Source organism: Pseudomonas sp. 8_5_2, assembly GCF_059295255.1.
The window spans coordinates 2921957-2943121 of the sequence record NZ_CM181238.1; the positions used below are offsets into that span (position 1 = coordinate 2921957).

General features: G+C 56.6%; 24 protein-coding genes and 4 pseudogenes. 16 read left to right on the plus strand and 12 right to left on the minus strand.

The features are described 5' to 3' along the window. Positions 1-8 precede the first annotated feature (8 nt). The 4 genes and pseudogenes from AC5O5R_RS13390 to AC5O5R_RS13405 form a co-directional block, all read left to right on the plus strand. Positions 9-758: an amino acid ABC transporter ATP-binding protein gene (locus AC5O5R_RS13390; RefSeq protein WP_172223430.1), complete on the plus strand. Its 750-nt coding sequence runs from the start codon at positions 9-11 to the stop codon at positions 756-758. Positions 759-841: 83 nt separating this feature from the next. Then, positions 842-1261 carry a PA0061/PA0062 family lipoprotein gene (locus AC5O5R_RS13395; RefSeq protein ID WP_172223371.1) on the plus strand — a complete coding sequence of 140 codons (420 nt, stop codon included), beginning with the start codon at positions 842-844 and terminating at the stop codon, positions 1259-1261. 244 nt (positions 1262-1505) lie between these two features. Further along, positions 1506-1919: an alternative ribosome rescue aminoacyl-tRNA hydrolase ArfB gene (gene arfB / locus AC5O5R_RS13400; protein ID WP_172223368.1), complete on the plus strand. Its 414-nt coding sequence runs from the start codon at positions 1506-1508 to the stop codon at positions 1917-1919. A 75-nt stretch (positions 1920-1994) separates the two neighbouring features. Continuing rightward, positions 1995-2505 (plus strand): annotated as a pseudogene (locus tag AC5O5R_RS13405) (TonB-dependent receptor domain-containing protein); the annotation flags it as partial. A 50-nt stretch (positions 2506-2555) separates the two neighbouring features. On the opposite strand, the gene chrA reads toward AC5O5R_RS13405, so the two are convergent. Further along, positions 2556-3764 carry a chromate efflux transporter gene (gene chrA, locus AC5O5R_RS13410; RefSeq protein WP_172223365.1) on the minus strand — a complete coding sequence of 403 codons (1209 nt, stop codon included), beginning with the start codon at positions 3762-3764 and terminating at the stop codon, positions 2556-2558. Positions 3765-3868: 104 nt separating this feature from the next. Beyond that, positions 3869-4051 (minus strand): hypothetical protein, encoded by a 183-nt coding sequence (locus AC5O5R_RS13415; RefSeq protein ID WP_172223362.1) that lies wholly within the window; start codon positions 4049-4051, stop codon positions 3869-3871. Between the two features lie 206 nt (positions 4052-4257). Between AC5O5R_RS13415 and AC5O5R_RS13420 the strand changes: the two genes are divergently transcribed. Further along, positions 4258-4584: a hypothetical protein gene (locus AC5O5R_RS13420; RefSeq protein ID WP_256678448.1), complete on the plus strand. Its 327-nt coding sequence runs from the start codon at positions 4258-4260 to the stop codon at positions 4582-4584. On the opposite strand, the gene AC5O5R_RS13425 is transcribed toward AC5O5R_RS13420, so the two are convergent. Further along, positions 4579-5484, minus strand: a complete 906-nt coding sequence (locus AC5O5R_RS13425) for a LysR family transcriptional regulator (protein WP_494515453.1) — start codon at positions 5482-5484, stop codon at positions 4579-4581. The genes AC5O5R_RS13420 and AC5O5R_RS13425 overlap by 6 nt on opposite strands. 129 nt (positions 5485-5613) lie before the next feature. On the opposite strand from AC5O5R_RS13425, the gene AC5O5R_RS13430 reads away from it, so the two are divergent. The 6 genes and pseudogenes from AC5O5R_RS13430 (at position 5614) to AC5O5R_RS13455 (ending at position 9322) form a co-directional block, all read left to right on the plus strand. Beyond that, the gene (locus tag AC5O5R_RS13430) at positions 5614-6774 is read left to right on the plus strand and encodes an alpha/beta hydrolase (protein WP_256678573.1); all 1161 of its coding nucleotides are present in this window, start codon (positions 5614-5616) and stop codon (positions 6772-6774) included. A 111-nt stretch (positions 6775-6885) separates the two neighbouring features. Next, on the plus strand, positions 6886-8100 hold the full coding sequence (locus tag AC5O5R_RS13435) for an MFS transporter (protein WP_172285561.1): 1215 nt from the start codon (positions 6886-6888) through the stop codon (positions 8098-8100). A 48-nt stretch (positions 8101-8148) separates the two neighbouring features. Next, a pseudogene (locus AC5O5R_RS13440) lies at positions 8149-8247 on the plus strand (dimethylmenaquinone methyltransferase); the annotation flags it as partial. A 192-nt stretch (positions 8248-8439) separates the two neighbouring features. Further along, the gene (locus AC5O5R_RS13445) at positions 8440-8634 is read left to right on the plus strand and encodes a hypothetical protein (protein ID WP_172232883.1); all 195 of its coding nucleotides are present in this window, start codon (positions 8440-8442) and stop codon (positions 8632-8634) included. Beyond that, on the plus strand, positions 8616-8840 hold the full coding sequence (locus tag AC5O5R_RS13450; protein WP_172232880.1) for a DUF2188 domain-containing protein: 225 nt from the start codon (positions 8616-8618) through the stop codon (positions 8838-8840). Before AC5O5R_RS13445 ends, AC5O5R_RS13450 begins: the two co-directional genes overlap by 19 nt. Next, positions 8837-9322, plus strand: coding sequence for an HhH-GDP family DNA glycosylase (locus AC5O5R_RS13455; protein ID WP_372242473.1), 486 nt, complete (start codon positions 8837-8839; stop codon positions 9320-9322). Before AC5O5R_RS13450 ends, AC5O5R_RS13455 begins: the two co-directional genes overlap by 4 nt. A 303-nt stretch (positions 9323-9625) precedes the next feature. Here the strand turns inward: AC5O5R_RS13455 and AC5O5R_RS13460 are convergent, their stop codons facing one another. The 7 genes from AC5O5R_RS13460 to AC5O5R_RS13490 all read right to left on the minus strand — a co-directional run bounded on the left by AC5O5R_RS13460 (position 9626) and on the right by AC5O5R_RS13490 (position 16569). Further along, positions 9626-10024: a YfeK family protein gene (locus tag AC5O5R_RS13460; RefSeq protein ID WP_172232877.1), complete on the minus strand. Its 399-nt coding sequence runs from the start codon at positions 10022-10024 to the stop codon at positions 9626-9628. Between the two features lie 17 nt (positions 10025-10041). Beyond that, a complete protein-coding gene (locus tag AC5O5R_RS13465) occupies positions 10042-11628 on the minus strand; it encodes a phospholipase D family protein (RefSeq protein WP_494515454.1) in 1587 nt (528 codons plus the stop codon). Positions 11629-12282: 654 nt separating this feature from the next. After that, entirely contained in the window at positions 12283-12687 is a 405-nt protein-coding gene (locus AC5O5R_RS13470) for a response regulator (protein ID WP_172229847.1), read from the minus strand. Between the two features lie 138 nt (positions 12688-12825). Then, on the minus strand, positions 12826-13251 hold the full coding sequence (locus tag AC5O5R_RS13475; protein WP_172229829.1) for a low affinity iron permease family protein: 426 nt from the start codon (positions 13249-13251) through the stop codon (positions 12826-12828). Positions 13252-13760: 509 nt separating this feature from the next. Next, a complete protein-coding gene (locus AC5O5R_RS13480; protein ID WP_172229832.1) occupies positions 13761-15086 on the minus strand; it encodes an SDR family oxidoreductase in 1326 nt (441 codons plus the stop codon). Between the two features lie 33 nt (positions 15087-15119). After that, entirely contained in the window at positions 15120-15353 is a 234-nt protein-coding gene (locus AC5O5R_RS13485; protein WP_020191975.1) for a PLD nuclease N-terminal domain-containing protein, read from the minus strand. A 13-nt stretch (positions 15354-15366) separates the two neighbouring features. After that, positions 15367-16569: a zinc-dependent alcohol dehydrogenase gene (locus AC5O5R_RS13490; RefSeq protein ID WP_172229835.1), complete on the minus strand. Its 1203-nt coding sequence runs from the start codon at positions 16567-16569 to the stop codon at positions 15367-15369. Between the two features lie 271 nt (positions 16570-16840). Here AC5O5R_RS13490 and AC5O5R_RS13495 point away from each other — a divergent pair, with 271 nt between their 5' ends. From AC5O5R_RS13495 to AC5O5R_RS13510, 4 genes are all read left to right on the plus strand, one after another. Further along, on the plus strand, positions 16841-17722 hold the full coding sequence (locus tag AC5O5R_RS13495) for a manganese catalase family protein (RefSeq protein WP_027609203.1): 882 nt from the start codon (positions 16841-16843) through the stop codon (positions 17720-17722). A gap of 16 nt (positions 17723-17738) precedes the next feature. Further along, the gene (locus tag AC5O5R_RS13500) at positions 17739-17969 is read left to right on the plus strand and encodes a hypothetical protein (RefSeq protein WP_172229838.1); all 231 of its coding nucleotides are present in this window, start codon (positions 17739-17741) and stop codon (positions 17967-17969) included. 30 nt (positions 17970-17999) lie between these two features. Further along, positions 18000-18500, plus strand: coding sequence for a YciE/YciF ferroxidase family protein (locus tag AC5O5R_RS13505; protein ID WP_172229841.1), 501 nt, complete (start codon positions 18000-18002; stop codon positions 18498-18500). 489 nt (positions 18501-18989) lie between these two features. Further along, positions 18990-19778: an EAL domain-containing protein gene (locus AC5O5R_RS13510; protein ID WP_172285568.1), complete on the plus strand. Its 789-nt coding sequence runs from the start codon at positions 18990-18992 to the stop codon at positions 19776-19778. 7 nt (positions 19779-19785) lie between these two features. Here AC5O5R_RS13510 and AC5O5R_RS13515 read toward each other — a convergent pair. Together AC5O5R_RS13515 and AC5O5R_RS13520 are read right to left on the minus strand one after the other, a co-directional pair. Beyond that, positions 19786-19896, minus strand: a pseudogene (locus AC5O5R_RS13515) (DUF1264 domain-containing protein); the annotation flags it as partial. Positions 19897-20394: 498 nt separating this feature from the next. Beyond that, positions 20395-20643, minus strand: a pseudogene (locus tag AC5O5R_RS13520) (GFA family protein); the annotation flags it as partial. A gap of 240 nt (positions 20644-20883) precedes the next feature. Here AC5O5R_RS13520 and AC5O5R_RS13525 point away from each other — a divergent pair. Next, on the plus strand, positions 20884-21156 hold the full coding sequence (locus AC5O5R_RS13525) for a PepSY domain-containing protein (protein WP_172220935.1): 273 nt from the start codon (positions 20884-20886) through the stop codon (positions 21154-21156). Positions 21157-21165: the final 9 nt, after the last annotated feature.

Consider the following 21165-nt stretch of genomic DNA (forward strand, 5'->3'; position numbering starts at 1 on the left):
ACAACGCTATGGTGCAAGTGAAGGGCGCTCGCAAAGCCTACGGCGCAGTTGAGGTGCTCAAGGGCATCGACCTGTCGGTCTCGCGTGGGCAGATCGTCGCCATCATCGGCCCCAGTGGCTCGGGCAAAAGCACATTGCTGCGGTCGATCAATCATCTTGAAGTGCTCAATGGCGGCGAAATCTGGCTTGACGGCGCCCAGGTCAACCAGCCCTTGAAAGGCCGTGCCTTCGAACAGCACATCAACCAGGTGCGCCAGCAAATGGGCATGGTGTTCCAGCATTTCAATCTGTTCCCGCACCTCACCGTCTGTGAAAACATCGCGATCGGGCCGGTAAAACTCAAGGGCTATTCAAAAAAAGCGGGCAGGGAGCTGGCGCTTGAGTACCTGCAAAAGGTTGGGCTGGCGCACAAGATCGACGAGTATCCATCGCGGTTGTCCGGTGGGCAAAAGCAGCGCGTCGCCATTGCCCGGGCACTGGCCATGCAGCCCAAGGTCATGTTGTTCGACGAAGCGACGTCGGCGCTGGACCCTGAGCTTGTCGAGGAAGTGAACCTGGTAATGAAACAACTGGCGGCCGAGCACATGACCATGCTGATCGTCACCCATGAGATGCATTTTGCCGGCGAGGTGGCTGATCAGATCGTGTTCATGGATGGCGGGGTGGTTGTAGAGCAGGGTGCACCAGGTGAGATTCTGAGCAGCCCGAACCAGGAGCGCACACGGGCATTCTTGAAGAAGCATCTTCACGCTCGCTAGTTGCTCAAGATGGTCAGGCACGCATGTGTCAACTGCCCGTGCTGGGGGGTATCCTGAGCGTGTTATCCCTGGAGGCATATACCGTGCGTAGACTGATGCTGTTTCTCGCCGTCATGGCGGGTGCGGGGTGTCAGGCGCCCTTGCCAGCCGCAAACCCACAGATGGCCTGGGTCGACTTATCGGTGCCATTTCCCAATGACAGGGTGCTGATGGCCGAGCGCCTGGACAGACAGCGCCTGAGCGACGGGCGCTTTTTTCAGGTCAGCCCGGGCAGCCATGAATTGCTCGTCCGGTTCGACTACGAAGTTGGCGGGGGCGGGGGAACGAGCATGATGGGCGGCACCACGGTTCGCCAGTGCTACCTGACCATTCCTTATGCACACTTCAAAGCAGGCGAGCGATACCTGCTGGAGGCCCGATCGATGGCGCTGACGCCCGAGGCGCGCTTGTACGACGGCAGGCGCCAGGTGGTTGCAGAGCTCAGCGAGTTCTACTGCTTGTGATCACCGACCGCCCAGGTTGGTGATGCCCAGTGGGGTGGCGTGGGCGTCCCCTTGGCACCCATCAAGGAGCCTACATGGCTGCCATTCGCCTCCACTGCGCGCGGCACCTATCGCCCCCCGAACCGGCAAGAGAACATTTGTACTCCATGCGTGTGCCTTTACGTGCTGATTCAAGCAATAGTGTGTTGTTCTAGGGCAGCGGGGCGAAGGCTGTGATAATGAGGGCAATCACAAGGGCCCTTTCATGCTGATCATCTCCAATAGCGTGCATCTGCCGGATGCCGACATCGAACTGACCTACATCCGCGCGCAAGGCGCGGGTGGGCAGAATGTCAACAAGGTGTCCAGCGCCGTGCACCTGCGCTTCGACATCCGGGCCTCATCGCTGCCCGAATTTTACAAGGAGCGGCTGCTGGCGCTGCGTGACAGTCGCATCACCGGCGACGGCGTGCTGATCATCAAGGGCCAGCAGTACCGTACCCAGGAGCAGAATCGTGCCGATGCACTGGCGCGTCTAGCCGAGTTGATCATCGCTGCCGGCAAGACCGAGAAGAAACGCCGCCCCACCAAGCCGACCCTCGGCTCGAAAACCCGCCGCCTCGAAGGCAAAGCCAGGCGCAGCAACGTCAAGGCAGGGCGGGGCAAGGTGGAGTACTAGCCAATGGCCGACGACCGCTACTGATTAACTTCCGCGATGGCGGAGGGCTGTCTCAAAACATGCGGCATCTGACAAAGCACTGCCGTGTTCCGCAGTAAACAGGATATCGTGGCGGAGCAGGATGACTCTGTGCCGCCCAATGGCAACGAATTTTCTACAAGAGCGGTGGCAAAGGGGTGGTCGTTGAAGGTTTCCAGGCCGAGGTTGCGGGCGAGGTGATGACTGATTGGCAAATGAGCCTGGGCTACAGCTACACCCACGCCGCCACCGCTGAAAAGAAGAGAAGAAACACCGAGCAGCCATTGAACCTGGTGCGCTTCTCCAGCACTTACAAAATGACCCCGGTACTCACCGTGGGGGCGAGCCTGGATTGGCAGAGCGACAGTTTCAAGTTGGCTAACTCGGCCAGAAGGCGTTCTCGGTGGTGGGGTTGATGGCACGTTATCAAATCGATGAACCCTTGGCAGCGTCGGTCAACGTGAAGAACCTTTTTGACGAGCACTACTACAACAATGTTGGATTCTACAACGGTGTTTACCAAGGTGAGCCACGGACAATGATGGTCAGCCTGGACTGGAAATTGTAGGGCCAAGGCGCCGCCAGGCGTGATGCCTGGCGCTGCGCAGTCGTGACGGCTTACACTTTCACCGACGTCAGAAGTCCCCCGAGAACGCCGCTGCCGAGCACTACCAGCCATGGCGGCAACTTCCAGAACATGAGCGCGATCAAGGCCACAATGGCGAGGACGAAGTCTTGTGGAGTGAGTATTGCGCTCGTCCATACCGGCCGGTAGAGAGCGGCCAGCAACAGCCCGACTACGGCCGCATTTGTTCCCTGTAAAGCTGTTTGCATGAGGGTATTGCCGCGCAGGCTCTCCCAGAAAGGCAAGGCACCAGCTATCAGTAAAAATGAAGGTATAAAGATGGCGACCAGGCAGATCATGCCCCCGAGCCAAGCGGTGGGTGCCTGGTTCATCGAGGCGCCCAGAAAGGCTGCAAAGGTAAAGAGTGGCCCTGGAACAGCTTGCGCTGCACCGTAGCCAGCCAGAAATACATCGGCATCAACCCAACCAGGTGTGACGACTTCCGCCTGCAGCAGTGGCAGTACCACATGCCCCCCTCCGAATACCAGCGACCCGGTCCGGTAGAAGGCGTCCACCAGAGACAAACCGTGGCTCGCCGAGAGTTTCGTCAGGAGCGGGAGGCTTAATAACAGCGCAAAGAACAGCGCCAGCCACAAAATCCCGGCGCGACGGCTCACAGAAATGGGCAACGGCTCATGGGTGTCGTATGGCTGAGGTTTCAGGAGCCACAGGCCAGTCATCGCGGCGACAAGAATGATCCCGACTTGCCCGATAGCAGACGGGACGAACAACGCAAGGCAGGTGGCAACCATCATGATCGTGATACGAGGTGGGTCGGGGCAAAGATTGCGACCCATACCCCATACCGCTTGGGCAACAACCGCCACTGCAACCACCTTCAAACCGTGTAACACCCCGGCGGGCATGGCAGCGCCATAACTGGCGATACCCAGTGCGAAGAGGATCATGGCAATCGCCGAGGGGAGGGTAAAGCCCAGCCAGGCGGCTAATGCGCCGCCGTAGCCAGAACGTGAAAGCCCCAATGCGATCCCCACCTGGCTGCTGGCTGGCCCCGGTAGAAACTGGCAAAGGGCAACCAGATCAGCGTAGCTACGCTCGCTCAGCCAATGTCGTCGCACCACAAACTCATTGCGGAAATAGCCAAGATGCGCAATAGGCCCACCAAAGCATGTCAGCCCCAGGCGAAGGAAAATCACGAAGACAGCCCACGGGCTGCGGTCGGCTTGACGGCTGGTGGTCATACTGGATGATCCATTGAGAGCTTTCACATGCCCGTAATTGGAGAAAGCCAATTTTAGGGGATCGTATTGCCTTGGTGGGGACCTAGATGAAATACATGCGGCATTTAACCAGCTTTCAGCTGCTGCTTGAGCTTGGCCATGAGGCGCAGGCCTGCCGCTTCGACAAGATCGCCGTGATGACTGATGGCCCCACAGCCTCTGCAGGTAATCAGTGATTTGCGATGCAGTCTGATCGGCTGAACGAGCTGCTTTCCATCGCATTTCAGGCAACGCAGGGTGAGGCTCATGGTTCCGTCTCCTTGGAAAAATCGCAGGTGCTGCCCTCGTTCCTGCGAGTGCATCAGGTGGAGTCGGGATGGGCCATGAACGTTCATTCCAAAACACGTGCGGCGCTGTACTCTTCCGACTACGCCTTCAGTTTTGGCAAAAATACCTTTTGCAGCCCCTGGCGCGATTCGGTTGTCTGAGAGGTATCCGCTCACGAGTCTGTACTATGCATCCAACGACACCAGACGGTCGCTATTTCGTAGTTAAAGGCCAGCTTTGGCGCTGCAGCAATCCCGCGCTTTCTGACGAAGAGCGTCAGCACTTGGTGCACGACCTGATGAAAGCTAGGCGAGCCGTGAAGGAAGCGAAGGCATCAAGCGATGCAGTTCAGATGCGTATCGCTCGAGTAGCGGTAAATCAAGCGAAGGTGGCATTGGGGGAGAGGGGGCCCGTATGGTGGAGCGACGGAAGCCCGGACTACAACCGCTATAAAGCTGATAACACGCCGTACGCTCAGTGGTTCCGCTCGTTGCCAGATCAGGAAAGCTCATAGGACGGCCTGGAATTGGTACCGCAAAGCTTGAACGACCAAGGTAAAAGCGGGTGAGGGTTGGCGACGGCTTGGGTAGTAAAGGTAGTAGCCCGCAAATGGGGGGCACCAGTCTTCCAGCACACGCTCCAGCTTCCCATCTTTCAGGTGAGGAGCAAATTCCTCTTCGGGAAGCCAGGCAACACCTAATCCTGCAACTGCAGCGTCGACGATATTAGGTGAGGTGTTGAACGTGAGTTGCCCATCCACACGGACATTCACCTGTCGGCCCCTTTTCTGGAAATCCCAAACGTAGAGCCCCCCTGAACTCTGCATCCGCTGATTTATGCATCTGTGGCGGATAAGGTCTTTGGGTGTTTTTGGCTTCGGGTGTTCCGCGAAGTACGCCGGAGAGGCAACAACGGCCATGCGTAGCTGTGGGCCAATGGGCACTGCGATCATATCCTTGTCGATCGTGTCGCCCATACGAACACCTGCGTCGAAGCGGTCGCTGACGATATCCCGGAGGCCGTAGCTCACATCAAACTCGATGTTTATGTCGGGGTGTTCAAGCAAAAAAGGCGTGAGCTTGGGCAGCAAGGTCGTGCGCAAGATGTGATCACCGCTTGTGATCCTTACCGTTCCCGCTGGTTTGTCTCGCAGATCCGTCAGCTCGTCCAGCTCGGCTTCAATCTCATCAAAACGGTGCCCGATGGCATTCAGCAGGCGCTCACCCGCAACGGTCAGTGAGACGCTGCGAGTAGTACGAGTCAGGAGCCGAATCTGCAAGCGCGCTTCCAAGCCACTCACGGTTTGGCTTAGGGCCGACTGGGACACGCCCAGCAGCGCAGCTGCACGCGTGAAGCTTTTCTCGCGGGCGACAGTGACGAATGAAAGCAGATCGTTGAAGTTGCGTTTGGCCATGCCGCAAGTATCGCACAGATTATTGATTAGCCTAGCTTATAGGTTTTGTAAGTATTAAGTAGCTAGTCAGATGGGCTATTGGAGCAGACCATTGTAGTCATCATCAACGGGTCGCATATGGACTGCCAAATGACCGAGCCTACTGAAATCCCTCTAGATCACCCGGACGTAGTAAAGCCTGGTGTTGGGCGTCGCACATTGTTGAGGATGACCAGCACCGGAATTGCATCGATTAGCGTGGGTGCAGCGCTTCCTAATGGTGCCTTTGCCACAAGCGGCGTGCAGCTCGACAGCAAGTGGGACAAAACCTTTCCCAAGAGCGACAAAGTCGACCACCAGAAGGTAGCTTTCAAAAACCGCTATGGCATTACTTTAGCGGCCGACCTGTACCGCCCGAAAAACACGGCAGGCACGCAACTGCCAGCGTTAGCAGTCAGTGGCCCCTTCGGGGCTGTCAAAGAACAAGCCAGCGGTCTGTACGCTCAGGTGATGGCTGAGCGCGGCTTTGTCACAGTCGCTTTCGACCCTTCGTTTACAGGCGAAAGCAGTGGCGAAACCCGAAACATCGCATCCCCCGATATCAACACCGAAGACTTCAGCGCTGCTATCGACTTCTTGGGGCTGCTGCCCTACGTCGACCGAAACCGCATTGGCGTCATTGGCATCTGTGGTTACAGCGGGATGGCACTGACTGCAGCCACAAGCGACTCCCGAATCAAAGCGGTCGCCACTTCATCGATGTACGACATGTCCCGTAGCATGAGCCGAAGCTACAAAGACAGTTACACCACAGAGCAACGCCACCAGGTGGTCGACTACCTGAGCCAGCAGCGTTGGGCTGATGCACAGCTTGGCAAGCCTGCGTTGGGCTACCACGAAGTACCGTTTGACGAGAATGGCAACATCGTGAAGGGCCAGCGTGTATTGCCAGAAACGCTGCCGAAAGATCCGAACCCGGTATTGGCGATATTCTTCGATTACTACCGTACGCCTCGCGGCTTCCACCCCAGAGGGGTTAACTCGACAACGGCGTGGACGGCAACCACTCCCGTGTCGTTCTTCAACTTCCCAATGTACGCGAACATCGAAATGATCTCTCCACGCCCAATTTTACTGGTCGCTGGTGAGAACGCTCACTCGCGTTATTACTCCGAGGACGTCTTCAAGGCAGCCTCGAACCCTAAAGAGCTGTTGATTGTCCCCAATGCGGATCACGTGGATTTGTACGACCGCATGGACAAGATCCCTTTCGACAAATTGACAGCATTCTTCCAGCAGCACCTGGCTTGAACGTAAGCCCCTGACGAACTGAAACACGCCTGGCGCCAATGACAAGGACGCCAGTCTTTGAATGGGCGCGGTCAGTTGCGTCAGCCCGTTGGTACACACAGCGAGGAATCCATGACAAATCAAATGAGCAGCGCCACGTCAGGCTCTGCGACCTCAAAAACTTACGGTGAGCCGCGCGCCTACTGGAGCGGCGTATTCGCAATGACCCTCTGTGTTTTTGCGCTCATCGCATCCGAATTCATGCCGGTTAGTCTGCTTACACCCATCGCTGCTGACCTCCATATCACCGAAGGCATGGCGGGCCAAGGTATCGCGATTTCGGGTGCCTTCGCGGTTCTCACAAGCCTGTCGATCACGTGGATCGCCGGCAGTATGGATCGAAAGGCGATGTTGCTGGGCTTCACCGCGTTGATGGGCGTCTCAGGCGCAGTTGTCGCTTTTGCTCCGAATTACTTGGTCTATATGGTCGGTCGCGCGCTTATTGGCGTTGTCATTGGGGGCTTCTGGTCGATGTCCGCAGCGACGGCAATGAGGCTGGTACCCAGTGAACAGGTGCCTAAAGCGCTTGCGATCTTCAACAGCGGTAACGCTCTGGCAACGGTCATTGCCGCCCCATTGGGAAGCTATCTGGGCGCTATGGTCGGATGGCGCGGTGCCTTTCTTGCACTGGTACCCGTCGCCCTTATGGTTCTGGCTTGGCAATGGTTTAGCTTGCCCTCCATGAGAGCTGCTCCACGTCGCGCCACCTCCAGCAATGTTTTCAGGCTGCTCAGAAAGCGGCCTGTAGCATTGGGCATGGCTGCCAGTGGTGCGTTCTTCATGGGCCAGTTTGCTCTGTTCACCTACGTGCGACCCTTTCTTGAAACCGTGACACATGTCGGTATCACCACGCTGTCGCTCGTTCTGCTGGTCATCGGGGTGGCGGGCTTCATCGGCACCGCCTTGATAGGCACTTTCCTCAAAAGGGGACTCTACCGAACCCTGATCATTATCTCGATTTTGATGGCTGTAATCGCTCTCACGTTAATCCCCATGGGGGCCTGGGTCGTTCCTGTAGCAGTGCTCTTGGGGCTGTGGGGCCTGATGGCCACAGCTGCTCCTGTTGGATGGTGGAGCTGGGTAGCCCAAGCGATGCCAGACAACGCTGAGGCCGGCGGTGGCTTGATGGTAGCTGTCGTTCAGTTGTGCATCGCACTGGGCTCAACAGTGGGCGGTGTGCTGTTCGACGCGAGCGGGTACCGAAGCACGTTCATCGCGAGCGCGGCTATTCTTTTGGTCGCGGCATTCCTCACCTTTCTCACATCGCGATCGCAAGTATCTTGCTGAGCATGAGCTTATGAGGACCAAGGGCGATGGGGCCATCCAGGTGACCCCATCGCCGCGCTTGAAGCGCATGGCTTCCCAGTGTTCGGGCGGGGTATATCGGCCAAGGGTACCGTCAAGGCGACTACGCCTTCAGTAGGTCAACCGTTCCTCGCTCCGTGCGGCGTGCCAATCTATCCACTGCTTCTGCGAGGATGCACGATAGCTGAATAACCACGCAGAAGTAGAGCAGCGGAAGGCTGCACCTGCGCAACACCCCCGCTGTTGACCCAGAATGCTGATATCTTTTCCGATCGAACGTTGGCGTGAGTGTGTCCTCAAACATCTGCAGGAGGACTAATTATGCAGCCCAATACCGCAGGAACTGAAGAGCAGGGCCCCAGTGGCGTTCCCTATATCAATGACCCGGTAAAGCCCACGTCACCACCCATGAATGACGCCGACGCCACTGATGCTGACGAGGCCGAGCAAGACATGGAGGACGACGGTGAATCCATCCAGGTCAGAGGAGCAAGGCAATGGAGAACTATCATCTGAGTCAAACCCCCGATGGTTGGGAGCTCAAAAAAGCAGGCGCTGTCCGGGCCTCCAAGCGGGCCTCGACAAAGCAGGAGTTGGTGGGTTTACTGGCCGATTTTTTTGACGGCAAAACTGGATCGGTGAAGATCCACAAAGCCGACGGCACCATTGAGGAAGAACGTACCTACCCGCGGTCTACTGATCCGAGACGTTCGAAAGGGTGATCACCATTACTGCTGCTGACTTTGGAATCGAGGTCGGCGATGCGAGCAGCCACGGGTTGTACAAGTGGCTGCTCGCGAGCTTTTTGATCGCGAAGAGGATTCGATCCTCGATCGCTGTGGAGGCGTATCGAAACATTGTTGTTCGGCATGGCTTGGATACGCCCGAGAAGCTGGCTCAATGCTCACATCGTGATCTGGTCAGGTACCTCGGCCAGGCAGGGTATGCCCGCTATGACGAGTCTACGGCAAGGCGGTTGCATTTGCTGGGCGCTGGGCTCTCAAACGATTTGAAGACACGCATGAGCGCATTGACCCTAGGTCTCATCGACCTCGCGACATTTCAGCGTTGGCTTCTGAGCTTTGAAGGTATAGGCCCTAAGACGCTGGAGATTTTCATGCGCGAAGCGGGGCCGAGTTTCACCCGCCAACGGCAGAATAAGCTGGAGCCCATGTGTCGCCGTGATGGCGGTTTAAAGATCTAACTTGGAAAACGGAGTGGGAATCTGCCCAGGCGCGGGCATTCCAACGTGCAGGACCAGCGTGCCGTCGGCATCACTGAAGACCCATCGAAAATACCGGCAGACAAACTCCGCGCTCTGTTCGGCGTGCGCGTGCCGCAACGCAAAGGCCTGCGACAGTGGATACCTGCAAAGGCATACTCCACGGCAGCGTTCGAGCATTTCTTTGCTGCCACCATAGAGACCGTTGAGCAGCTCTGGCGCAAGGCCTGCAATGGACGAGATGTTGATGACAGCGCCTCATATCGGTACTTGCTCACGTAGAGATCAGCGATCCTCCCGTTGCTTTTGTAGCTCTCTGTGCAACCACACGCTTGCTGGTTCTACATCTCCTGAGCATCGCACCTCATAGGCACGGCCACTAACACTGCTTTTAGTCGCAGCAAGGTCAATGAAGTCTTCCGCGCTTTTCACCATGTTCTTGCTTTCGAGATAATTGAGCTTCTGCTCCAGGTGCGCTCGGGCTCGGGGGCCTGAATAGTCGGCGCCGTTACGAATGAATCTGCAGCCACTTTTTTCTACAAACTCTAGCAGGCCTTTTATTTCATCAGCGGTTTGAGGTAAGGCGAATACCCGCATGTCAACGGTGATTGCGATCACGCAAATACTCACTGCCGTGATCAGTTGGCTGACGACCCGCCGGGGGCCTTTCATCCACTTGCGCATGATTTGTCCTACCCACGCTATAGCATCTTTTCAAGCCCTATCGTGCTGCTGAGCCACGAATTGAAGCGCCGCCACCAGCCCCCCGGTTCAGTGGTCAACGTGCGTTGTTGGCCATTGTCCTCGGTGACCCAGACCAGATGATTATCTTCCAGCCGGGCCTGGTAACTCAGGGCAGGTGCCATGCCCTCCAGGGCCAGTTCGCGCACCCGTCCGGCGAGCTGCGGATCATCAACCAAGACACCGACCTCGGTGTTCCACAGCAAAGAGCGCGAATCGAAATTGAACGAACCGACAAAGGCTTTCTGTTGGTCGAACACTATCGCTTTGGTATGCAGGCTGGAGTCGGAGCTACTGGAGGGGCTGCTGGAGGACCCCTTGTGGGAGAAATGCGGCTTGGTATCGCTATCACTTCGACCACCGGCCTGGCGACGTAACTCGAACAGCTTCACACCATGCTCAAGCAAGGTCTTGCGATAGGGCGCGTAAGCACCGTGCGAAGCCGGTACGTCGGTGGCCTCCAGAGAGTTGGTCAGCAAGCTGATCGACACGCCGGCGTCGGCTCGACGGGTCAGGTACACCACTCCCGGATGGCCAGGTACCATATAGGCCGACACCAAGATTAGCTCCTTGTTGACCCCGTTGAGCTCGGGTGCCAACTGGGTGGCCAGAAGCAAGTGCGGAGCAGGTTCACCACTTGCCAATACCTTGCTCGGTGCATCCCACATCGCTTTGTTCCAGGCCCAGATCAACTCCCTGCGCCAGTCATTCAGGCGTGGCTGGGTGGTATAGCTCATCAATTGCCGGTAGAGCGCATGATTCTGGGTGCGAGTTTCCTCTAGGGACGCAACCAGCCGAGTCCGAAGATCTTTCAGATCTCTGCTGGTCGGCTTGAACGATATGAACTGCTCGATGGGCTTGCTGAGGACACTGTTCCAGTACTCGTCAAAACTATGTCCCAACTGTTCCGCGACCGGGCCGACACTGAGCATGTCAACGTCAGTAAAATTTCTGTTGGGCTCCGCATCGAAATACTCGTCCCCCAGATTGCGCCCACCGACGATGGCCACACAGTTGTCCACCACCCACAATTTGTTGTGCATTCGCCGGTGTTGCCGGGAAAGGTTGAAGAGCCGGCCCATCGTGCGTGTCACGACGGTACTGCGGCCCAAATGAAGAGGGTTGAATACCCGGATCTGTATATGCGGATGCGTCGTCAGTGTCGCGAGGGTTTGCTCGAGGTCGTCGCTGGTGGTGTCATCGAGCAAAATCCTGACGCGCACTTCACGGTCGGCCGCGCGGAGCAACTCGCTCAGCAGTATCCGAGTACTGATACCGTCGTGGACGATGTAGTACTGCAAATCAATGCTGCTCTGAGCACTACGAATCAGCTCCGCGCGGGCGGCAAAAGCTTCGGCACTCTCCGGGAATAGGCGGAACCCCGATTGACCGTGATGTGGAGCAACCTGGGTCTGGATAGATCGACCGAACGCCGAACCGTTTGCAGGCAAGGCCTGACTGGGTTCGTAGGGGGTGTTGGGTGTTGCACATCCACCAAGGAGAACCGTGAGTGAGAGAGCGGCAATCTGGAGCTGTTTGGTTCTCACTGAGCGCACCTTGACGATGGTGATGTGGGTCTCGGATGCCGAAGAATGGCCATTCCCTTACCACCCTGCATTCGGCCGTAACGACCTTCTGCAATGCGTCTTCGATCTGCGGCTTTTCTGAAGCGTAGTTCATTCCCAAGGACTGCGACGTTGGCCCTGTGCGAAATAGATGACGCCGATTAGACCAGCCAGGCAATCTAAGACCTACTGCCAAATTTTATACAAATCACATTGCGAATTATTTCATATACGCCTATCTCCACAGAGTACGATCAGCGTGGCCCGACCAGGTCGGTCAGACCTGGTCATTTATCTTGCCGAGTTAGATAAATTTTGTTACGTGTCAGGTTGCGAACAGTGCAAGCTATTAATAAGTTATTCAACCTCCTCCTTGATTGACCTCAATCGCGGGTGCAGTTTTTGATGGCGCTGGCAATAAAGTTGAGCTGCGCTTCATTATGTTGATCACCCATGTTTGCGACGACACGCAATCTCGCACTACCGGAGCTGTAGATTGTGATTTCTGAGATCATATTCTGAGAAGAAGGGTGGCCTTCGATTGTGCAGAAGCACGAAGGGGTAAGCCGAGGCTCCAAAACTTTCTTATAATTTCTACATGCTCATCATCCCGAGCGTTGGCTCGTAACCCTGGCATCACGCAGCAGGACGTTGATCAACATCCTTCATGAGATGAGGCCTTACGCACTCAATGAAGCGTTCCAGCGACCAAGGTTTTTGGAGGAATTGGATCCCCTGGGGTAGCGCCTCATCCATTTCAGGGTGATAGCCGCTGGATACGATGATGGCAGTATCCGGCAGTTCCTTGTGTGCGATCCAGGCCAGGTGGAGTCCTGTTGCGACGCCTGGAGTCCGGACATCAGTGATCACCAACGACCAGGATTGCAGCTTCAGCGCAGCAATGCCGTCGTCGGCCGTTGCCAGAGCGGTGACGGATGCGCCCAAGTCTTCCAGCAGCATGGTTATCAGTTCTCGCAAAGCGGGTTCATCCTCGACCAAGAGAACGGAGGAAGTGAAATCAGGGAGTCGTGGTTCTATCATCAGGGTGCTCGCATTCAAGCGCACGTCGGAAAAGCCATCCGTCCTTGATCCGCCCCAGCGGCATGGTGACGTGCGATATCATTCCGACATCGCTTTCACCGGCAAAATTCACTTCCACTGCCTGAAAAAAATTTCACCTCATCTCATGGCGTCTTCGCTGGGGGGTTGGGCGGGATCGGCGTCCGTATAAGGGTTGCCTGCTGCTGCTTGCTGATCACAATTCTCGCCCATCGCCCGATACTCCTTGCGCAGGGCTCGCAGCTGCTTATTGTCCAGTGCTTCAAGGTCAAGGACGGAGCGCTCGGCAGACTTTGTCGCCCGAATAAGCTCGTCCAGCTTGAGGTGGATTATGTCATTGTCCCGGTTTTGGGTGTTCTGAATCAGGAAAACCATCAGGAAGGTGATGATCGTCGTGGAGGTGTTGATGATGAGCTGCCATGTATCGTTGTAGTGAAACCATGGCCCTGAGGCTGCCCACATTCCAATCAGTACGACGGCGATGAAGAAGGTACTTGGCCTGCCAGCACGGTTGGATAGCCATTGGCAGAACTGCGCGAATTTCATGATGCTTTTCCTTTTGAACACGTTGCATGTTTCGGTTGACCCCAAAACCTTTCAGAAATCTTTTTTTACATTTGCTGGGTCTGACGAACAGCCGTATGTTTCCGTGACGGGTTGTCCAGAGACGATTACTACGGGCAGGTCGGGTTGGTTGACCAGATCGTTTTGGCGAGCCCAAGCCCATCTGTGGTGCCTCGCATGTTCAGGTCAGTAATGACGAGATCAAACGGCTAGGCGTTTAACTTACCGAGGGCATCGTGGGCATTGCTGCATTCGACGGCCGGATAGCCCAAGTGTGTCACGGCTTCGGCCATTAGCCTGCGCAGGATGTCATCGTCTTCGACCAACAAAACCCTCTGCGACATAGAGCTTTCGTCTGGAGGCTGATGCTGCTTATCTCAGAGCGGTCGCAGGGGACGATGATCCCTCAAGAATTGGATCGACGTAGGGTGTGGGCATGGACGTAGTCGTCTGAGACGCCCCGTCCATACCCAGCTGCAGATGGTGCCTTTCTAGTTTTTCCTGCGTTGTGAGCGGGCGATTGTTAAACCTGCAATGACTCCAAGCGCAGCTGCGCCGATCAGCAGTCGCGTTTTGTCTTTCGGCTTCCTCCAGCCTCCGTCTATCCCCCTCGTACCACTTGGAGGTTCAAAGAGATTGCCTGAGGATGTTTCGGCTAAAGGGCTGCGATTTATCCCCCACCGCGTCACCCACCCAGACAACAAAAACATACCTAGTACCAGGTAGCTGGCCAGGTGCGCGAGGCGAGCAGCAGTGCCGACCGTTGTGTGAGCTCGAGGTGAGATTGCACAGGCCACCATTGCCTTGGCTACCCGTTCGGGATCGTAGATGGGGCCTGGCGGTGTCAGCGCATGTCCCGTGTAGTTGCCGCCGTCTCGGAAGCCAGGTGTGTCCATGACTGCTGGATAGATGTCGCACACATGGATGTCGGGAAACTCGGTCAGCTCCCCTCGCAGCGCCTCGGTCAGTCCACGCAAGCCGAACTTGCTCGCCGAATAAGCCGCTGCATAGGGCTGGGCCACCCAGCTCCCCAGCGACAGGGTGTTGATCAGAATGCCGCTACCTTGCGCTTTGAAGAAGGGAAGGGCGACGTAGGCCCCTCGCAGGTATCCGACCAGATCGGTCTGGATAACCTGTTCGTGAGCTTCCAGTGGGGTATCCTCGAAGTTTCCGACTGCCCCAACTCCGGCGTTGTTGACCCAGATGTCGATCCGTCCGTGGCCAAATTCCGAGGCCTGCGCGGCCAGCGCTTGAACCTGGTCGCTGTGCGTGACATCGGTCATGATCGCTATCGCATCCGTACCGCAATCAGTGCATTCATCCAGGACGTCAAATAACGCTTCTTCATCGCGGGCCGCGAGCACCAAGCGTGCGCCTTTGCAGGCGAAGGCGTGTGCGGCGGCGCGGCCTATGCCGCTGGATGCCCCTGTGATTACCACGACTTTTCCGCGCAGCGGCCCCCTCACAGGATATCCACTGCGGGGCGCTTGTTGCTCTTTGCCAGTGCTGCAGTGATCGAGCGGGGCGATGATTTCGTCGGCCTCGACCAGAGAGAGCTCAAGGGCGGTGCCATCGACCAGGTTCAAGGTCAGGCCTTCTAGCGTACCGGCCTCTTTGTCTGGAAACACGGGTTCACCTTCAGCATCCAGGCTGTCGTAGATGAAGCGTGTACCTTCGAGCCATCCCACAGCTGTGAGAAGCTCAGGGCCTAGGTAATACTTCCCGTCTTGAAAGAATCCTGAAAACTGATGCGCTCGCTCCATGTTTTCCACACGGTAGCGCTCACCGGATTTCATACCTGTCGCTTGATCGACCATTGTGCATATCCCTCCAGGTGGTGCCAAGAAATGTCAGCCTTTGCTGTGCTCGTCAGAAGTGGGCCCAGTGCCTCGCTTGATTCCTCGCGGGCCAGCAACGCCCCATATGCCCAGACCAACAAGCGGTAGTGCCACGATCAGGAGGGCCCACGCCGCTTTGACGGCATCTGTCTTGTCGCTCCGAAACACGCTGACAATGGCCCACAGGTCAATGAGTAGAAGAATTGCCGCTACGGCAATCCAGAAATAGCTGGCGACACCGTTCATGACCATTACCCCTCTACACGAAGTCAGGGCCCAGTGTCCCTGATGCAGCCCCTGGAACAAGGATCACCTTGCGACAGTTGTCCTCTTTCTGATCGAACATCTTGTAGCCCATGGCTGCCTCCTCCAACGCAAGGCGGTGGGTGACGATCAGCTCGGGCTGGAGGCGTCCGGCTTCGATGTGTTCGAGTAGCTCGGGGAGGTACTTTTGGACGTGGGTCTGACCCATCTTGAAGGTCAGGCCTTTGTCGAAGGCATCACCGAACATGAAGCCGTGAATGAACCCTGCATAGACACCGGGGACGCTGACGACGCCGCCACGTCGCACAGCCGCGATGCTCTGGCGCAGGGCCTTGCCGCTGCTGCCTTCCAGTTTCAAAGCCGTCATCACGGTTTCCGTGGTGCTGCCTTTGGCCTCAAACCCGACCGCATCGATGACCGCGTCTACGCCACGCATGCCGGGTGTCTGACGAATGATGCTGTCGGCGGGATCGTCATCGTTTTCGAAGTTGATCGGGATGACGCCGTAGGCTTCCTGGGCGTAGGCCAGGCGGTAGTCGTTGTCGTCCACCATGAAGACGGTGTGAGCACCCAGCATCCGTGCGCAGGCGGCGCTCAGTAGGCCCACTGGCCCAGCGCCGTAGATCGCTACCGACGAACCTTGGCCGATCTCGGCATTGATGACCGCTTGCCAAGCGGTGGGAAGGATGTCGGAGAGGAACAACACTTTGTCGTCAGCGAGGGTGGTCGGCACTTTGAACGGCCCGACGTTACCTTTGGGTACTCTGACATAGTCGGCCTGGCCTCCAGGGATGCCGCCATACAGATGGCTGTACCCAAACAGCGCTGCGCCTGGTGGAATGCCTTTTTTATTGAGGATCGATCCGCGACCGGTGTTTGTGGTTTCGCAGGCGGCAAACAGATCGTGCTGGCAGAAGAAGCAACTACCGCAGGCAATCACAAACGGGATCACTACACGGTCGCCAACCTGCAGGTTCGTCACGTCTCTGCCGACGTCTTCGACGATGCCCATGAACTCGTGGCCGAAGATGTCGCCGTGTTCGGTTTCAGGGATTTTGCCGCGATACAGGTGCAGGTCAGAACCGCAGATCGCGGTTGCAGTGACCCGAAGGATTATATCGTCCGCCTCCATGATGATGGGGTCCGGGACGGTATCGACCCTGACATCGTTTGCTCCGTGGTAGGTCAGTGCTCGCATGGTGCTTTCTCCTGCATCAGGTTCAGAGGTTATGCAGGGGAAGCCATGGACAGTTACAAAGTTCAGACAAACTGATTCAGTGGTTAACTTAGGCGCTAACTGTTGGGGTGAGGTTGTTTTTATATTTTTATAAAACTTGGCTTGAACCTTTTCAACTTTTCCTTTCGTCCTGAAAACGCGTGGTGCGCTAGCACGTATCGAGTGCAACTGGCTCCCATCCATAGACGGCGCGCATTTATTTGGGCGCTTGATCAGCCGCGAGGAGAAAAATATGTTTATTCACAATAAGCGCTTGCAATATACGGTGCGCGTCGCGCAGCCCAATCCCGGCCTTGCAAACTTGCTTCTGGAGCAGTTTGGCGGCGCTCAGGGTGAGCTTGCCGCTGCGAGTCGTTACTTCACCCAGGCGCTCGCCGAGGATGACCCAGGCCGCAAAGACTTGCTGATGGACATCGCCACCGAGGAGCTGAGTCACCTGGAGATTGTAGGTTCGATCATCGTGATGCTTAACAAGGGTGCCAAGGGCCGACTTGCCGAGGGCGTTGAGGAGGAGGGAGAGCTGTACCGAGCCATCAATGGGGCCGGTAACGATTCCCATATTACCAGCATTCTCTATGGGGCCGGCGCTCCGCTCACCAACTCGGCAGGGGTTCCGTGGAGTGCGGCCTATGTCGACACCATCGGCGAACCGACGGCTGATTTCCGCTCCAACATCGCTGCCGAAGCGCGGGCGAAGATCGTGTACGAGCGCCTGATGAACGTGACGGACGACCCAGGCGTGAAAGAGGCCCTGGGCTTCCTGATGACTCGGGAGATCGCGCACCAGCTTTCTTTTGAAAAAGCGTTGCACGCCATTCAGCCAAACTTCCCTCAAGGCAAGCTTCCAGGCATGCCGGAGTTCACCAACAAGTATTTCAACATGTCGGGTGAACCGAATGTGCGCGGCCCTTGGAATGAAGGCGAGGAATGGGAATACGTCGAGAACCCATCGGCTGCCGTTGATGGCGGAGATGGCACTGCTTCGGTGGAACTGGCCGCGCCTGATCTGGCGGTTCTGGAAGCCATGAAACTGCGAACGATGTCCGATCCAGCCAGTAATCCGGTCACCGGTGCGGATCTGGGTTCTGGTTTGGTCAACGGCAAAGATGACTGAATTGAAGGAGGCCGCAATGAGCACTTCGAGAAGAAGGGATAAGGCTCAGGCTGACATCGGCTTCGAGCATTTGATGAGCACGGCGGTGGCAGAGTTTGAGGCCGACTCGCGCCTGGCTTGCCGAGCGATGCGAGTGAAGATGGCGATAGGCATGTTCGGCGTAGGCTCGGTGCTGCCTAACGATCTGCCCCTGAAGCTTCCGACTGAGTCCTTACACAAGAGTCTGGTGAGCCACACCCTGCAGTAACACCGATTTTCACACCCAAGGAGAATGACGATGGTTGCTCGCAAGACAGTTGAAGATCTGTTCATCCATGAGCTTTCGGACGTGTACAGCGCTGAGAAGCAGATCACCAAAGCATTGCCGCGCTTGGCTCGGGCATCTACCAACCCGCTTTTGGCTGATGCGTTCACCTCACACCTGGCGGAAACCCAGGGGCAGATAGAGCGCATTGACCAGTTGGTAGAGTCGGCTGGATTGAAACTCAAGCGGATGAAGTGCGTAGCCATGGAGGGGCTGGTTGAGGAAAGCAAAGAGCTGCTGGATGAAATCGAGAAGGGGGCAGTGCTCGATGCGGCGCTCATAGGGGCATGCCAGAAGGTCGAGCATTACGAGATCGCCAGTTACGGCACCTTGATTGCAATGGCGAAGCACCTGGGCATGGAAGAGGCCGCCTCGCTATTGGCAGACACACTCGCAGAAGAAAAAGCCGCTGACGAGAAGCTGTCAGCGATTGCCGAAGAGGGCGGCAATCAAGCTGCTACGCTCGAGAAGTAACGGGTCGGGCCCAGCCAGGGACGCGCTGGGCTTCCAAGAATTTGCGATTTCAATCATGTTCCTGGCCGAAGGTCTGCGTTATGCGGATACCATTTCGGTATGTCGAGTTTTATGACCTCACTCACTCGGTCAGCGCTTGGGAGTATGCAGATGCATTGCGCACCAACTGATAAAGAGATCGCGGACGCGCTGTGCATCAGTGAGATTGAGGTAGCCCGGTATGGACGGGATGTATTCGGACTTGGAGATGGAGGTTGGCTGATTCACTTCGAACTCAGCATGCCCCGAGAGCTTGGGGTCAACATCGAGGGAAGGTTCACCTTGATCATACGGCCCCCCGGTGAAGCGAACGAGAGACGCGCCCAGGATGTGTGCTGATGAGATGCTTTCTGGAACCCACCCAGAGCCAGCGAGGATGGGCAGAGATTGGCTTATGAAGGGAATTCAAGCATTCTCAAGAGCCGGACTCACGTACATCGACTACTACTTATGAGCAAGCCTGTCTTCCCTCAGCCCTTTACAGCGATTGGCTGCTCTCAATGTCGCGACGCTGCGAGCCTGGGTTTCGATTTTACAATGGCGTTTCAGCCTATCATCCATGTCCCTTCAGGGAGACCATTCGCCTATGAGGCACTGGTTCGGGGCCTGAACGGTGAAGGCGCTTCGGACATTCTGGCCCAGGTGACGCCTCACAATTTGTACCGCTTCGATCAGGCCTGCCGAGTGAAGGCCATCGAGCAGGCTGCTGCGCTTGGCTTGGGGCGGAAGACGGAATGTAAATTGAGCATCAACTTTCTGCCCAATGCCGTCTACCGGGCCAGCACCTGCATTCGGGCTACCCTGGAGGCCACGCGAACGTTCGACTTCCCTGCAAATCGGCTCATGTTCGAAGTGACCGAGGGCGAGCGGATCGAAGACACTGAGCATTTGAAGGCAATCTTCAAGGAATACGACCGACAGGGCTTCACCACTGCGATAGACGACTTCGGCTCGGGTTACTCAGGTCTGAATCTGCTTGCGGAATTCCAGCCGGACGTACTCAAGCTGGATATGGCACTCACTCGGGGAATCAGTCAGGATCCAGTTCGCCAAGCCATCGTCGCCGGTATCGTCCTGGTAGCCGAGCGGCTGGGCATCACCCTTGTAGCCGAGGGGATTGAGACTGACGCAGAGAGCCAAACGCTGGGGGCGCTCGGGATTGATTTGATGCAAGGGTATTTTTTCGCGCGGCCGGAGATAAATAGATTGCCCCTGATCGAGCGGCTTGCCTCGTCATGAACTGACCGCGCACTATCAAGGCGTGCTCAGCAGGTGCAGGAATACCTGGTGCAATCAACTGACCGGACGAGACTTCATACCCGTGGCTATGCCACATCGCCTTATAGCTCTCGGCTAGCAGTGTTGGTGGCGGCAACCTACTGGCCGCTACCCAGGTGAGCCCATTCGCGGTATGCCGATTTCAATATCTGGGGCAGGCGAGGCAGCTCACGCCTGATTTCGCCCAGAGCATCAGGACTTCGAATCCATTCCGTCAGCCACGCGATCATCATGGGTCGAGTAGTGGGGCAGGGCCCTACTTGCTGTTCAAGCTCGTCGGCTATGTGGGCGAGTAGTTCAAGGTACGCGTCCAGCTCGGCCATTTGATTTGCCATGGTGTTCAGCCTCTTCACGTGCGGACAAGCACTGGCTCCGCCGCCATCTTGGCTCCCATTTCAGCAAGTGAGCAGCCTCTACTCGTTCCCCAGGCCATTGCCCGCGTAGTCGTCTCACCGGGCCGCTTGGCGTAAGCCTCCTCAATTCCTTGCCTCCTGATTACATCTCCATCAGGACAGCCTAGACCGTTTCGCTTGTATCACGCGGACTAATTATTTCAGGTCATTCCGGGCAGGCAGAATTTGGAGCAGAAGTAGTGTTTAGCTTCGCGTGTGTTGAACTGATAGAGGGTGAGCGCCTCTTCCCCTTCAGTGACAGTGATATCACTCAGGTTGGCCGACACCGCCACGGCACCACGCATGCGGCAGAGCGAGCAATTGCACCTACGCGCGGTACGCAAACCATCGGTCAAGCGCAATGAGAAGCGCACCGTCCCGCAGTGGCAGGCTGCCTGGTAAACAGGGCGATCATCGTTCTTTTCATCAGTCATAGCGTTCTCTGATCCAGTCTGAGCAGGCAAAGTTGATTTGGCGAATACCCCGTTCTCGGCTAGGTAATTCTAACGAGATAACTGGTTCCTGTCGGTGGCCCGGCAATCACTATCAGCCCTCGCTACCTGGTGCGATCTTGGAAGGGGGTATGTGGACACAGTGTCGGCCACCACGCAAAGTGAACCGCGAGACCAGCGTGTGGGTCGGATCGTTAACTGTCACGAAAAAGGAAGTTAGCGATGAAAGCGACGACTCGACTGTTCACTGGCCTCGCCATGGTTGGCGCACTGGCAAGCTCTGCAGCATGGGCTGACCAGCCTGGTGCTGATTGGAAGGTGACCAAAGATCAGGCTGAAGCCACTTTGAAGGGCGCCGGATACACGCAAATCACCAAAATCGAGGCCGATGACGGACATTGGGAAGGGGAAGGCATGAAAGCTGACGGCAAGCAGTATGAATTCCAGGTCGACCCACACGATGGCAAGATCATCAAAGACCAATTGGACAACTGATGATCCCGC